At 46.3% G+C, this 14,178-nt stretch carries 12 protein-coding genes; 11 read left to right on the forward strand and 1 reads right to left on the reverse strand.

Annotated elements, in window-relative coordinates; all coding sequences use genetic code 11:
• The first annotated feature begins 349 nt into the window (after window positions 1-349).
• The 5 genes from leuA to NL643_RS06255 all read left to right on the forward strand — a co-directional run bounded on the left by leuA (window position 350) and on the right by NL643_RS06255 (window position 6,113).
• Window positions 350-1,897 carry a 2-isopropylmalate synthase gene (leuA, locus tag NL643_RS06235; protein ID WP_006742733.1) on the forward strand — a complete coding sequence of 516 codons (1,548 nt, stop codon included), beginning with the start codon at window positions 350-352 and terminating at the stop codon, window positions 1,895-1,897.
• Between the two features lie 82 nt (window positions 1,898-1,979).
• Entirely contained in the window at window positions 1,980-3,071 is a 1,092-nt protein-coding gene (gene leuB, locus NL643_RS06240; protein ID WP_253644103.1) for a 3-isopropylmalate dehydrogenase, read from the forward strand.
• Window positions 3,072-3,181: 110 nt separating this feature from the next.
• The gene (gene leuC, locus NL643_RS06245) at window positions 3,182-4,582 is read left to right on the forward strand and encodes a 3-isopropylmalate dehydratase large subunit (RefSeq protein ID WP_039841408.1); all 1,401 of its coding nucleotides are present in this window, start codon (window positions 3,182-3,184) and stop codon (window positions 4,580-4,582) included.
• A gap of 11 nt (window positions 4,583-4,593) precedes the next feature.
• Window positions 4,594-5,196: a 3-isopropylmalate dehydratase small subunit gene (leuD, locus tag NL643_RS06250; RefSeq protein ID WP_203342957.1), complete on the forward strand. Its 603-nt coding sequence runs from the start codon at window positions 4,594-4,596 to the stop codon at window positions 5,194-5,196.
• Window positions 5,197-5,330: 134 nt separating this feature from the next.
• Window positions 5,331-6,113: a DUF547 domain-containing protein gene (locus NL643_RS06255; protein WP_253644104.1), complete on the forward strand. Its 783-nt coding sequence runs from the start codon at window positions 5,331-5,333 to the stop codon at window positions 6,111-6,113.
• A 100-nt stretch (window positions 6,114-6,213) separates the two neighbouring features.
• Here the strand turns inward: NL643_RS06255 and djlA are convergent, their stop codons facing one another.
• Entirely contained in the window at window positions 6,214-7,068 is an 855-nt protein-coding gene (gene djlA / locus NL643_RS06260; protein ID WP_085342744.1) for a co-chaperone DjlA, read from the reverse strand.
• A gap of 266 nt (window positions 7,069-7,334) precedes the next feature.
• Between djlA and lptD the strand changes: the two genes are divergently transcribed.
• The 6 genes from lptD (at window position 7,335) to NL643_RS06290 (ending at window position 14,096) form a co-directional block, all read left to right on the forward strand.
• On the forward strand, window positions 7,335-9,680 hold the full coding sequence (gene lptD, locus NL643_RS06265; protein ID WP_253644105.1) for an LPS assembly protein LptD: 2,346 nt from the start codon (window positions 7,335-7,337) through the stop codon (window positions 9,678-9,680).
• 60 nt (window positions 9,681-9,740) lie between these two features.
• Window positions 9,741-11,024, forward strand: coding sequence for a peptidylprolyl isomerase SurA (gene surA / locus NL643_RS06270; RefSeq protein ID WP_226421524.1), 1,284 nt, complete (start codon window positions 9,741-9,743; stop codon window positions 11,022-11,024).
• Window positions 11,014-12,012, forward strand: a complete 999-nt coding sequence (gene pdxA, locus NL643_RS06275; protein WP_182036206.1) for a 4-hydroxythreonine-4-phosphate dehydrogenase PdxA — start codon at window positions 11,014-11,016, stop codon at window positions 12,010-12,012. Before surA ends, pdxA begins: the two co-directional genes overlap by 11 nt.
• Window positions 12,009-12,818, forward strand: coding sequence for a 16S rRNA (adenine(1518)-N(6)/adenine(1519)-N(6))-dimethyltransferase RsmA (gene rsmA / locus NL643_RS06280; RefSeq protein ID WP_170892325.1), 810 nt, complete (start codon window positions 12,009-12,011; stop codon window positions 12,816-12,818). Before pdxA ends, rsmA begins: the two co-directional genes overlap by 4 nt.
• A 75-nt stretch (window positions 12,819-12,893) precedes the next feature.
• A complete protein-coding gene (gene apaG / locus NL643_RS06285; RefSeq protein WP_005379668.1) occupies window positions 12,894-13,274 on the forward strand; it encodes a Co2+/Mg2+ efflux protein ApaG in 381 nt (126 codons plus the stop codon).
• 15 nt (window positions 13,275-13,289) lie between these two features.
• Window positions 13,290-14,096: a symmetrical bis(5'-nucleosyl)-tetraphosphatase gene (locus NL643_RS06290; RefSeq protein WP_253644106.1), complete on the forward strand. Its 807-nt coding sequence runs from the start codon at window positions 13,290-13,292 to the stop codon at window positions 14,094-14,096.
• Window positions 14,097-14,178 lie beyond the last annotated feature (82 nt).

Below are 14,178 nucleotides of genomic sequence, written 5' to 3' on the forward strand. Positions count from 1 at the left end.
TTTCTATCGCACCATGCAGTTTCACTTAGCGCATCATTTTTCTCGAGTAAATGAAAAGACTCATCCGATATGAATAAAAAATCGACTTTAGGGTTGACGCGCTCCATGGAGTGCGGTACTAATTTGTTAACTTAATTATGTGGAAAGCTTAACAACTATGTCAGCTCATTTTTCTATTCTGCTTAGCCTCCTCCTGATCGTGACCAGTTCGCGCGGGTAGGCTGTGGAAGAAAAATAACCACACCAATTTCTAAGAACCCGCATGAGAATGCGGGTTTTTTTATATCTAAATACTGGAAGTAAACGATTAACTTGCACGTAAAGTGCAGAAATCAGGAAGGAAGCAAACATGAACGATCAGGTCATTATATTCGACACCACATTGCGTGATGGCGAGCAAGCGTTGTCAGCAAGCTTGACGGTTAAAGAAAAACTGCAAATTGCCTATGCGCTGGAAAGACTCGGCGTTGATGTTATCGAAGCTGGCTTCCCAATCTCTTCACCTGGTGATTTCGAGTCGGTACAAACCATTGCAAAAAACATCAAAAACAGTCGAGTTTGTGCCCTTTCGCGTGCCGTTGCGAAAGATATTGATGCCGCCGCTGAAGCATTAAAAGTGGCCGACCAATTCCGTATTCACACGTTTTTAGCCACTTCCACCATTCACGTAGAAGACAAACTACGCCGCAGCTACGACGATGTACTAGAAATGGCAGTCAACGCCGTTAAACATGCGCGTAACTACACCGATGATGTCGAGTTTTCTTGTGAAGATGCAGGTCGTACTCCTATCGACAACCTATGTCGCATGGTAGAAGCTGCCATCAATGCAGGTGCGAGCACAATCAACATTCCAGATACCGTTGGCTACACAGTACCAAGCGAGTTTGGTGGCATTATTCAAACCCTTTTCAACCGCGTTCCAAACATTGATAAAGCGATCATCTCCGTTCACTGTCACGACGACTTGGGGATGTCAGTTGCCAACTCTATTGCCGCCGTTCAAGCCGGCGCACGTCAGATAGAAGGCACCATCAATGGCATTGGTGAGCGAGCGGGAAACTGTTCACTTGAAGAGATCGCAATGATCATCAAGACGCGTCAAGAGTTCTTGGGCGTTCACACTGGCATTAAACATGATGAAATTCACCGCACCAGTAAATTGGTGAGCCAACTATGCAACATGCCAATTCAGAGCAACAAAGCGATTGTGGGCGCCAATGCCTTTAGCCACTCTTCAGGTATCCATCAGGATGGTATGTTAAAGAATAAGAATACCTACGAAATCATGACCCCTGAGTCGATTGGCCTTAAAAACCAAGCACTAAACCTAACCAGCCGTAGTGGTCGCGCAGCCGTGAAGAGCCACATGGACACCATGGGATACAACGAGGACGAGTACAACCTAGACGCTCTATACGCGGACTTCTTGAAACTTGCCGACCGCAAAGGCCAAGTGTTCGATTACGATCTAGAGGCCCTAATGCACTTCTCGAACCTGCGTGAAGAAGATGACTTCTACAAACTGAACTACCTAAGCGTGCAATCGGGCAGCGTAATGGCCACCACCAGCATCAAAATGCAATGTGGCGATGAAGAAATGTGTGAAGCGGCAGTCGGTAATGGCCCAGTTGATGCGCTATACCAATGTATCTACCGCGTGACAGGCTACGACATCGTACTGGATAAATTCGACCTAACCGCGAAAGGCGAAGGTGAAGATGGTTTGGGTCAAGCAGACATCATTGCCAACTACAAAGGTCGTAAATACCACGGTACGGGCGTTTCCACCGATATCGTTGAAGCTTCCGGCCAAGCACTATTGCACGTTATTAATAGCATCCACCGTGCAGACAAAATCGAAGAAATGAAGCAGAAAAAGATTGCGACTGTGTAATAACAACCGAGCTACATGGCTCAGGAAAGAACACGCTCGTTGAAATAATTAAGCTCAAAATTAGAAAACTTAAAGGATTAACATGACAGACAAATCATACAAAATTGCCGTCCTACCCGGTGACGGCATCGGCCCGGAAGTAATGGCGCAAGCACACAAGGTATTGGATGCTATCGAAAAGAAGCATGGTATTGCGTTTGAGCGTGACGAGCATGATGTAGGCGGCATCGCGATCGATAATCACGGCTCTCCACTTCCAGAAAGCACAGTAAAAGCGTGTGAAGAGTCTGATGCAGTCCTATTCGGTTCAGTTGGCGGTCCGAAGTGGGAACACTTGCCACCAAATGACCAACCTGAACGCGGTGCCCTACTACCACTACGCAAACACTTCCAACTGTTTTGTAACCTACGCCCAGCGCAAATCCACTCAGGTCTTGAAGCTTTCTCACCACTTCGTGCTGACATCTCAGGCCGTGGTTTTGACATCGTTGTGGTCCGTGAACTGACGGGTGGTATCTATTTCGGTCAACCAAAAGGCCGTGAAGGCGAAGGCGCGACAGAAAAAGCGTTTGATACTGAGGTGTACCACCGCTTTGAGATCGAACGTATTGCAAAAATCGCTTTTGAGTCTGCTCGCTTGCGTCGCAAGAAAGTTTGCTCTATCGATAAAGCGAACGTTCTACAAAGTTCAATCTTATGGCGTGAAGTGGTCGAAGAAATAGCGAGAGACTACCCAGATGTCGAGCTATCACACATGTACATCGACAACGCAACCATGCAGCTTATCAAAGACCCAGCACAGTTCGACGTCATGCTATGTTCAAACATCTTCGGCGACATCATTTCTGATGAGTGCGCAATGATCACTGGCTCTATGGGTATGCTGCCTTCAGCGAGCCTAAACGAAAGCAAATTCGGTCTGTACGAGCCAGCAGGCGGCAGTGCACCCGATATCGCAGGTAAGAACATCGCTAACCCAGTGGCGCAAATCCTATCTTCGGCACTGATGTTACGTTATAGCCTTGGCGAAGAAGCCGCAGCACAAGACATCGAAGCAGCGGTGTCGAAAGCACTTTCAGCTGGCGAGCTAACAGGCGACCTTGCAGGCAACAACCCGGCACTTACAACATCAGAGATGGGCGATAAGATCGCTGAGTACATCTTAAACTCGTAATACAGAACAGATTCATAATAAATACTAAATCCTCTATCCACCAATGACTTACCTCTAAGTCATTGGTGCTAAAACAAAGCAACAAGGATAACGAGGAAAGGAAGCAAACAATGGGCAAAACACTATACGAAAAAGTCTACGACGCACACGTTGCCGTCGCAGCAGAAGGGGAAAACCCTATCTTGTACATCGACCGTCACTTGGTACATGAAGTGACCTCTCCACAAGCATTTGACGGCTTGCGTGAAAAAGGTCGTAAAGTGCGTCAGGTCAGCAAAACTTTTGCCACTATGGACCACAACGTTTCGACCACCACCAAAGACATCAACGCATCCGGTGAGATGGCTCGTATTCAGATGGAAACGCTATCGAAAAACTGTGAAGAGTTTGGTGTAACGCTTTACGACATTAACCACAAATACCAAGGTATTGTGCACGTTATGGGTCCAGAACTTGGTATTACCCTACCGGGCATGACCATTGTTTGTGGTGACTCGCACACAGCTACACACGGTGCATTCGGCTCTCTAGCTTTTGGTATTGGTACATCAGAAGTTGAGCACGTATTAGCAACTCAAACGCTAAAACAAGCGCGCGCTAAAACGATGAAGATCGAAGTGAAAGGCAAAGTAGCTCCGGGCATTACTGCGAAAGACATTGTGCTAGCAATCATCGGTGAAACGACAGCAGCAGGCGGTACCGGTTACGTAGTCGAATTCTGTGGTGAAGCGATCACTGACCTTTCAATGGAAGGTCGTATGACCGTATGTAATATGGCGATTGAGTTAGGTGCAAAAGCCGGTTTGATTGCGCCAGATGAAACTACATTCGAATACATCAAAGGCCGTAAGTTCTCACCTCAAGGTGCGGATTTTGATGCCGCTGTAGAATATTGGAAGACATTAAAAACTGACGATGATGCCCAGTTTGATGCGGTCGTAACCCTGAACGCAGCGGATATCAAACCACAAGTCACTTGGGGTACTAACCCAGGCCAAGTTATCGCGGTAGACCAACCAATCCCAGCACCAGAAAGTTTTGCCGACCCAGTAGAAAAAGCATCGGCAGAAAAAGCACTGGCTTACATGGGTCTGGAAGCGGGCAAGTCATTGTCGGATTACAACGTCGATAAAGTCTTCGTTGGTTCTTGTACTAACTCACGTATCGAAGACATGCGCGCCGCGGCGGAAGTGGCGAAAGGTCGCAAAGTCGCGTCTCACGTTCAAGCGCTAATCGTTCCTGGCTCTGAGCAAGTAAAGGCGCAGGCGGAAGCAGAAGGCCTAGATGTCATCTTTAAAGAGGCGGGCTTTGAGTGGCGCCTACCAGGTTGCTCGATGTGTCTAGCAATGAACAACGACCGTTTGGGTCCACATGAACGTTGTGCGTCTACTTCAAACCGTAACTTTGAAGGCCGCCAAGGTCGTGATGGCCGTACACACCTAGTGAGCCCTGCGATGGCAGCGGCAGCAGCAATTGCTGGTCACTTTGTAGATATTCGTGAACTAGACTAAGGAGCAAACAAATGTCAGGCTTTAAACAACACACAGGCTTAGTTGTTCCTCTAGATGCGGCGAACGTTGATACTGATGCCATCATTCCAAAGCAGTTCCTACAAAAGGTCTCCCGCCTAGGCTTTGGTAAACACTTGTTCCATGACTGGCGCTTCCTAGACGATGCTGGCGAACAACCAAATCCAGAGTTCGTGATGAACGCACCTCGCTACCAAGGCGCGTCTATCTTGCTGGCTCGTGAAAACTTCGGCTGTGGCTCATCTCGCGAGCACGCACCGTGGGCACTGGCGGATTACGGCATAAAAGCGATGATCGCACCAAGCTTTGCCGATATCTTTTACGGCAACTCGATCAACAACCAAATGGTGCCAGTTCGTTTGACTGAACAAGAAGTGGATGAAATCTTCCAGTTTGTTGAGGCAAATGAAGGCGCAGAAGTCGAGGTCGATTTAGAAGCGAATGTGGTTCGTGCCAACGGCAAAGAATATGGTTTTGAAATTGATGAGTTCCGTCGTCACTGTTTGTTGAATGGTTTAGACAATATTGGCCTAACGCTTCAACACGAGGACAAAATTGCGGAATACGAAGCGAATATCCCAAGCTTCTTAAGCTAATTAAAATCGCAATTTAAACAAACAAAAGGTTGGCTTATGTCAGCCTTTTTTCTTTTATTTTCATTGCCTCAAGAAAGAAAACAAGCACTAAACAGGTCTACACTATCAACAATATCTCATTCAAAGGTATCTCTATGAAGCGTCTGTTATTGCTATTGTGTGCTCTAGTTTCTTTCTCGGCGTTCGCTGCTCCTAAATCTGATTTATGGCCGTATTGGCAACAATCGAATCAGGCCAACCAAACACACATTTCCCACCAGGAATGGCAACAACTGTTAGACAATTACTTGGTTGAACAAGGTGAGAATACTTTGTTCCGCTATAGCACAGTCACAACTTCAGACAAAACCAAGTTAAAGCAGTACATCCAACGACTGGTAAAACTCGACCCTCTACAATACAACCAAGCAGAGCAATATGCCTATTGGGTAAACCTTTACAACGCCATCACGGTAGATCTTATTTTGGATAACTATCCAGTCGAATCAATCACCAAGCTAGGTGGTTTATTTAGCTTTGGTCCTTGGGGAGACGATGTGGTTGTGGTCAACGGGAAGGATCTAACTTTAAACGATATTGAACATCGAATTTTGCGTCCAATTTGGAATGATCCAAGAACGCACTACGCCGTAAATTGTGCAAGTTTGGGATGCCCTAACCTACAAGCTCAAGCATTCACTGCCGAAAACACTGAAGCCTTACTTGAAAGTGCTGCCAGAACGTTTATTAACAGCAACAAAGGCGTATCCATTCAAGGAAACACGGCACAGCTGTCTTCCATTTATGATTGGTTTGCAGCGGACTTTGGTGGAGAAAAACAAGTCTTCAGCCACATCGCGAAGTACGCGCCACAGTACAAAGACTTCTCTGGAACAGTGAAGTACGAATACGATTGGAGTTTGAATCAAGCTGACTAATTTATCGCCACCGTTCAGCTTGCAACGCTTTTGGTCACCCGTAACCCAAAAGCTAACAAGGGCACCAAGTGCCCTTTTTACTTTCTAGATTTTGACAAAATCACTTAAAGCCTTTGACCTTTTTAATCAGATCGTAAGCGTTTTGAATCTCTTGAGATTTTTCTTTCGCTACGTTCATCATCTCTGGAGGTAGACCTTTAGCCATCAATTTGTCTGGGTGATGCTCGTTCATCAGTTTACGATAAGCACGCTTGACGGTTTTACTGTCGGCACCTGAAGACACATCCAGAATTTTGTACGCGTCAGCCAGTTGATCCGCTTGTGAAGCTTGTTGCCAGCTACCACCAGAAGATTGGCCTTGATGCTGACCATGAAAACCACCCTGGCTTTGGAAACGGAATGCGGCTTCTTGCATTTGCAAGCGACGCTCTAGCTGCTCAGAAGAGAAACCCAAACCACGTGCTATTTTGTGTAACACATTTCGTTCACTAGGATGAATCGAGCCGTCAGCAAAGGCCGCCGAGATTTGTAGTTCAAGGAAAAATTGCAACAAGTCAAAACGGCCTGCTGTCGAAATTTTCACACGAACAAGAACGTCTTCTAACGGAAAGTCACTGTCTTTACCTTCACGAAACGCATCTTGCGCAGCGCGGCGCTGTTCGCCATGCAAATTCATGCGATCCATCATGGCAGAAGCCAGTTGGATTTCCTCTTTGGTGACTTGGCCTTTCGCTTTTGCCACATGTCCCATTACCGCAAACGCCGCTTTAAAAAATTCTTCTTGGCGCTGAGCTTGGCTCGGCCCTTTTCCAAAGCCGCCAGTAGAGAACCCGGCTTGACTCAAGCGACGTGCTTTATCGAATTGATGGCCAATAAATAAGCCAAAGAGTAAACCTAGCGGCCCGCCAAGTAACAAGCCAAAAAAGGCACCCAGAATTTTGCCAAAAATATGCATTATGTGTTCTCTATCAATGAATTTTTATCGACGACGGCGGTCTTATAGTGCCGGATGCAACGATTTCCTTTATGATAATGGAATTAGTTTTATTTCGGCTAGGCCATTTCGCCTGCTTATCTTTGCAGCTATTTTGTCGTCATTATGCCACAGTGAATCAATACGCTGGGATAAATGCGACTATAGTTGATTCATTTGGCTATTACGCTAGGGTACAACAAGCCCTATAGCCATCGAGTAGTAGTGACACAGGAAAGTTCAATTCAATGCAACATTTCTCCCGCACATGTTTAGCGGCCTCTATCAGCACCGCCTTGTTTGTACCCACCACTCAAGCTGAAGCGAATATCCATGATAGTGTGCAGGAAATGCCCGCCACAGATCAATGTTTGGTCGATACCAGTGGCGAGGAGGACGCTCTTAATACCCCAGTAGTGGTAGAAGCTGACACCCTGCAAGCCATCAATGGTGACAAAGCTCAGTACTCAGGTAATGTACAAGTCACCCAAGGCCAGAAGAAAATCACCGCAGATAGCGTAACGCTGCACCAACAAGACAACGTCGTGGTTGCCGAAGGCAACGTGACTTTCAATGACGGCCAAGTCAAAGCTCGATCTGATCGTGTTACTAATGACATCAACCAAGACACGTTTTCACTGGAGAACACCGATTATCAGTTCCTTTGCCAACAAGGTCGAGGCACAGCAGCATACATCGCGCGTACAGGTCAGTCGGTTTATGAACTCGAAGATGGTTCAATTACATCATGTCCTCAAGGCGACAATTCATGGCGTTTAGTGGCATCAGGTATTGACGTTGACCAAGATGAAGAGACGGCGACTCTGCACCATCCTCGATTTGAAGTGTTAGACGTTCCTGTTTTCTATGTGCCGTATCTAACCATGCCAATTGGAGATACGCGTAAAACGGGTTTCCTCTTCCCTTCTTTATCGTATGGTTCTAGCGATGGTATGGAAGTCGAGGTGCCATTCTATTGGAACATCGCACCTCAATATGACATGACGCTCACCACGCTCTATATGCAGCAGCGCGGAACAAAACTCGATACTGATTTCCGCTACCTAACGGATGGTTGGGGGAATGGTGAAATCAAAGGCGAATACCTCAATAGCGATCGCAAATATCAAGACGAGTCTCGTTGGGGCTACCAAGTTAAACACGACGGTATTATCAATAAACAGTGGATAGTCAAAGTCGATTACTCAAAAGTGAGTGATATTGATTACTTCCTCGATCTCGACTCCGATATTGGTAACCGTGAAGATGGTCAACTGGTTCAAGAAGGACAAGTACAATATCGTTCTGACTTCTGGGATACCTCGTTAACCGTTCGTGACTTCCAAATCTTATTGAAAGAAGAGAACCGCCCTTATCGCCTGCTTCCTCAGTTAGACTTGAACTACTACACGCCATTGTGGGGAGATTACCTCAACTTTGACGTGAAGAGCCAAGTCAGCCGCTTCGATACGAGCGATGCTGCGCGACCAAATGCGACCCGTGTTCATATTGAACCAGGGCTTACATTGCCGCTTTCAAATTCATGGGCAACGTGGACAACGGAAGCTCGCGTGCTTTCCACGTACTACTCTCAAGACTTAACGGGTCTGACAGATGTAAATTTGCAAAACCAGTTAGATGACGAAGTTTCTCGTGTTATCCCCGAGTTCCGTACGCATGCGCAACTTTACTTAGAGCGAGACACGAGTTGGATCAAGGGCTACACACAAACACTGGAGCCTCAGCTGCAGTACTTGTACGTACCTGAAGAAGATCAAACCAATATCTACAACTACGATACCACCTTGCTACAAACCGACTACTACGGGCTATTCCGCAGTCGTAAGTACAGTGGCATTGATAAAATCGCCTCTGCGAACCAGTTAAGCTACGGCGCCAGTACGCGCTTCTTTGATGATGACTATAAAGAGCGTCTTAACGTTTCATTTGGTCAGATTTACTACTTCGATAAAAAGACCAAACTGAGCAACAGCCCAAATCTTCCGGATGAGACCACCAACTACTCATCATGGGCGATTGAAGCTGATTTCAACTACAACGATTACTTGTTCTATCACGGTGGGATTCAATACGATATCGATTTGAGCTCCATGCAGTTGGCGAACAGTACCTTAGAGTACCAATTTAACGGTGGCTTTATTCAGGGTAACTATCGTTACGTCACGCGTGAATACATCGAAGATACGATCATTCTCGAAAACCTAGACACAATTACTCGTAAAGGCATTTCACAAGCAGGTATTGTTGCGGCCTACGAGTTCAACCCGAACTGGTCTGCAAGTGGTCAATACTACTACGACCTAAATGAAAATGCGGACCTAGAATGGCTAGCGAGCCTGCGTTACCAGTCTGACTGTTGGTACATTGGTGTGACTTACGCCAACCAATTGCTTGGTTGGGAAAACCAAACTATCGGCAGCACTGGCGCATCACCTGAATACGAAAATAACTTTAGCGTTAACTTCGGTATTCAAGGCTTTGCGACCAATCAGCGTGAAGACACTGCAGTCAAAGAACTGGACGGTTCTGACAACGCGATTAAGTACGGCCGCCCATTCTATCTGAACAATTAATCGAAATAGGCGTCTTAAATGAATAAGACGCCTATTCAAAAAATACTGACGGAATTTTAAATGAAAATTTGGAAATCAATCTTATTCACGACCCTACTCTCTTGCGGAGCGGTTGCAGCACCAGTAGAGATCGATAAGGTTGCGGTCATCGTGAACGACGGTGTAATTCTACAAAGCGACATCGAAACAGCGATGAAAACGCTGCAAGCCAACGCACGTCAAAGCGGAAAGAGCTTACCTTCTGCTAGCGTGTTAAAAGAACAAGTTGTTGAAAAGCTGATTATTGACACGTTGCAAGGCCAAGAAGCAGACCGTATCGGTGTGCGTATTGACGATAACCGCTTAAACCAAGCGATTGCGGAGATCGCACGTAATAATGAACAATCTGTAGAACAACTCGCCGCTTCTGTAGAAAGTGAAGGCTTGAGTTACCCAGAATTCCGCGAACAAATCCGTAAGGAAATCGCCGCTTCAGAAGCCCGTAATGCACTGGTTCGTCGCCGTATTAATATCCTTCCAGCAGAAGTCGACAGCCTTGCTGAGCAACTATCACAAGAAACCAATGCGACCGTTCAATACAAAATTGGACACATTCAACTACGCTTCTCTGACGGCAAAGAAAAATCTGCTGTAGAAGCAGAAGCAAAAGCGCTGGCGAAAAAGCTGAACGAAGGTGCAGACTTTACGGAGATGGCCTACGCCTACTCAAAAGGTCCTAAAGCTTTACAAGGTGGCGACTGGGGTTGGATGCGTAAAGAAGAGATGCCAACCATCTTTGCCGATCAGATCAAAATGCAAAACAAAGGCAGCATCATTGGTCCATTTCGCAGTGGCGTCGGTTTCCACATCCTAAAAATTGAGGATGTAAAAGGCTTAGAAACGGTTGCAGTAACGGAAGTAAATGCGCGTCATATCCTGATCAAACCAACCGTGATTCTGAGTGACGAAGGGGCGAAGAAGCAACTGAATGAATTTGTACGCCGCATCAAAGCTGGCGAAGCCACTTTCGCTCAACTGGCAACACAATACAGTCAAGATCCAGGCTCGGCAGCGCAAGACGGTGAGCTAGGTTATCAAACGCCAGATCTTTACGTGCCTGAATTTAAACACCAAGTAGAAACTCTGCCTGTTGGCTCAATCAGCGAACCGTTCAAAACCGTTCACGGCTGGCATATCGTTGAAGTGTTGGATCGTCGCCAAGTTGACCGCACAGACTCAGCGATGAAGAATAAGGCTTACCGTATTCTATTTAACCGTAAATTTAATGAAGAAGCGGGCGCATGGATGCAAGAACTACGCGCAAGTGCGTTTGTTGAAATCGTGGATGACAACAATGACAACTAATACAATTCGTAGAATTGTCGTAACCGCAGGGGAACCTGCGGGTATCGGCCCAGACTTAGTGCTTGCCTTATCGAAGGAAGATTGGGCGCACCAAATTGTCGTCTGCGCCGATAAAAATATGCTGATGGACAGAGCCAAGCAGCTTGGCATTGAAGTCCAACTGTCTGATTACAATCCAGAAGAAGCGCCTAAAGCACAAAAAGCAGGCACGCTTATCGTTGATCATATCCAAATATCGGAACCTGCGGTCGCAGGCGAGCTCAACGAAGCGAATGGTCACTATGTACTAAAAACGCTAGAAAGAGCTGCTTTAGGCTGTATGAATGATGAATTTGATGCTATTGTCACCGGCCCTGTTCATAAGGGGGTGATTAATCGCGCAGGTGTTGCATTCAGTGGTCATACTGAGTTTTTCGCCGAGAAGTCAAAAACGCCGCTAGTCGTCATGATGCTAGCAACGGAAGGACTACGCGTGGCGCTAGTCACAACACATATTCCTTTAGCGTATGTGTCCAAAGCGGTCACCGAAGAGCGATTAGAAAAAATCATCGATATTCTTCATAAAGACCTTGTAGAAAAGTTTGCTATCGCACAACCAAACATCTACGTTTGCGGGCTTAACCCTCATGCTGGCGAAGATGGCTGCTTAGGTCATGAAGAGATCGAAACCATCACTCCGACACTGGAAAAGATTCGACAAGAAAAAGGTATCAACCTGATCGGCCCCTTGCCGGCAGATACCATTTTCAATGAAAAATATTTAAATGATGCTGATGCTGTTTTAGGCATGTACCACGACCAAGTGTTGCCAGTATTAAAATACAAAGGCTTTGGTCGTTCAGTAAACATTACTCTTGGTCTACCTTTTATTAGAACATCGGTGGATCACGGTACTGCATTAGATCTGGCAGGGACAGGTCAAGCGGATACAGGGAGTTTCCGAACAGCGCTCACGCATGCGATAGATTTGGTAGAGAAGAAACAATGAGAAATGATGTCCATTTAGGACACAAAGCGCGTAAACGTTTTGGTCAAAACTTCCTGAACGATCCATACATTATTGATGGAATCGTATCAGCGATTAACCCAAAACCAGGTCAAAACCTGGTTGAAATCGGTCCTGGTCTTGGTGCAATCACTGAGCCGGTAGGTCGTGAAGTGGATAAGTTCACAGTTATCGAATTAGACCGCGATCTGGCAGAACGCCTACGTACTCACCCTGACCTGGCGGATAAGTTGACCATCCATGAGGGTGACGCTATGCGTTTTGACTTCACTCAATTAGTGAAGCCAAACAACAAGCTACGCATTTTCGGTAACTTGCCGTACAACATCTCTACACCATTGATGTTCCACCTTTTTGAATTCCATAAAGACATTCAAGACATGCACTTTATGCTGCAAAAAGAAGTGGTAAACCGCCTAGCCGCCGGCCCTGGCAGCAAAGCTTACGGCCGTTTAACGGTAATGGCTCAGTACTACTGTAAAGTGGTACCAGTACTGGAAGTACCGCCAACGGCATTCGTTCCACCACCGAAAGTGGACTCTGCCGTTGTTCGTTTAGTGCCATATGAAGAGCTGCCATGCCCTGCGAAAGATCTGCGTTTGCTGGATCGCGTTTGTCGTGAAGGCTTTAACCAACGTCGTAAAACAGTTCGTAACTGCTACAAATCGTTGTTAAGCACAGAAGTACTAGAAGAGCTAGGTGTTAATCCAAGCATGCGTCCAGAGAACCTGACGCTAGAACAATTCGTCGCGATGGCGAACTGGCTTGCGGATAACCCGCAGCACTAAGAACTCAAACGATAAGCCAAACCCTTGCCGGTTTGGCTTATCATTATTGGGATATTACGTTTCTGAGGAGTGCACATGGACGTCATTCAACCTTGCATCAAAATTCAAGTTCACACCAAATACATCGAAGAACAGTCCAATCCTGAGCTACAACGCTACGTTTTCGCCTATATCATCACCATCAAAAACCTTAGCCAACAAACCGTGCAGTTAGTGAGCCGTCGCTGGTTAATCACAGACTCGAATGGCAAGCAAATGACGGTTGAAGGTGATGGTGTGGTGGGTCAACAACCTTTTATTCCAAGCAATGATGAATACACGTACAGTAGCGGAACCGCGTTAGAAACCCCTGTCGGCGTTATGCAAGGGCACTACAAAATGCTGGATGAAAAAGGACAGGAGTTCATCACCGAAATTGAACCATTTCGTCTTGCTGTTCCAAATGTTTTAAATTAGTAAATTGGAGATTCAGTGGCTACTTATATTGTTGGTGATATTCAAGGCTGTTTTGATGAATTGCAGCGACTACTAGAACAAGTCTCTTTCTCTGCGAAAAAAGACCAACTTTGGCTCGCTGGTGATTTGGTCGCCAGAGGGCCTAAATCACTAGAAACGTTACGCTTTGTGAAGTCGCTTGGCAAAAGCGCAACCGTGGTGCTTGGTAATCACGACCTTCACCTGCTCGCCGTTGCTCACGGGATAAAAAAGGTCAAAGACAAAGATAAAACCGCACCTATTTTCACGGCACCCGATAAAGAAGATCTATTGGCATGGCTAGCTCAGCAACCTCTTATGGCCGAGCATGACGAGTTCGTGATGTGTCACGCTGGGATATCACCGCAGTGGAATCTAAAAACCGCAAGAAAATGTGCCCGCGAAGTTGAACGCATCATCCAAAGTGAAGAGCTGCCTTGGCTCTTAAAAAACATGTACAGTAATCAACCTGATTCCTGGCATGACTCTCTACAGGGTTTGGACCGATACCGTTATATTATCAATGCTTTTACGCGGATGCGCTTTTGCTTCCCCGATGGTCGTTTGGATATGGATTGTAAACTACCACCACAACAAGTTTCCGGTAACGAACTTATTCCATGGTTTGATGTACCTCAGCGCGTTCACCTCAATAAAACGGTGTTATTTGGTCACTGGGCTGCACTACAAGGCCATGTAGACGAAGAGATCATCGGTCTGGATACTGGCTGTGTTTGGGGCGGAAGCCTAACCATGATCCGTTGGGACGATAAGAAAATCTTTACTCAGGATGCGTTAAGTTAAACACTGAATAATAGTCGATAGTCCATCGTAGGGAGAATGCCTGTCACCTAACATCTCCTGTAGAGTCATTCCAGCGAGTCTT

It is taken from the genome of Vibrio sp. Y42_MX_L11 (assembly GCF_024181785.1).
Classification (GTDB): Bacteria; Pseudomonadota; Gammaproteobacteria; order Enterobacterales; family Vibrionaceae; genus Vibrio; species Vibrio diabolicus.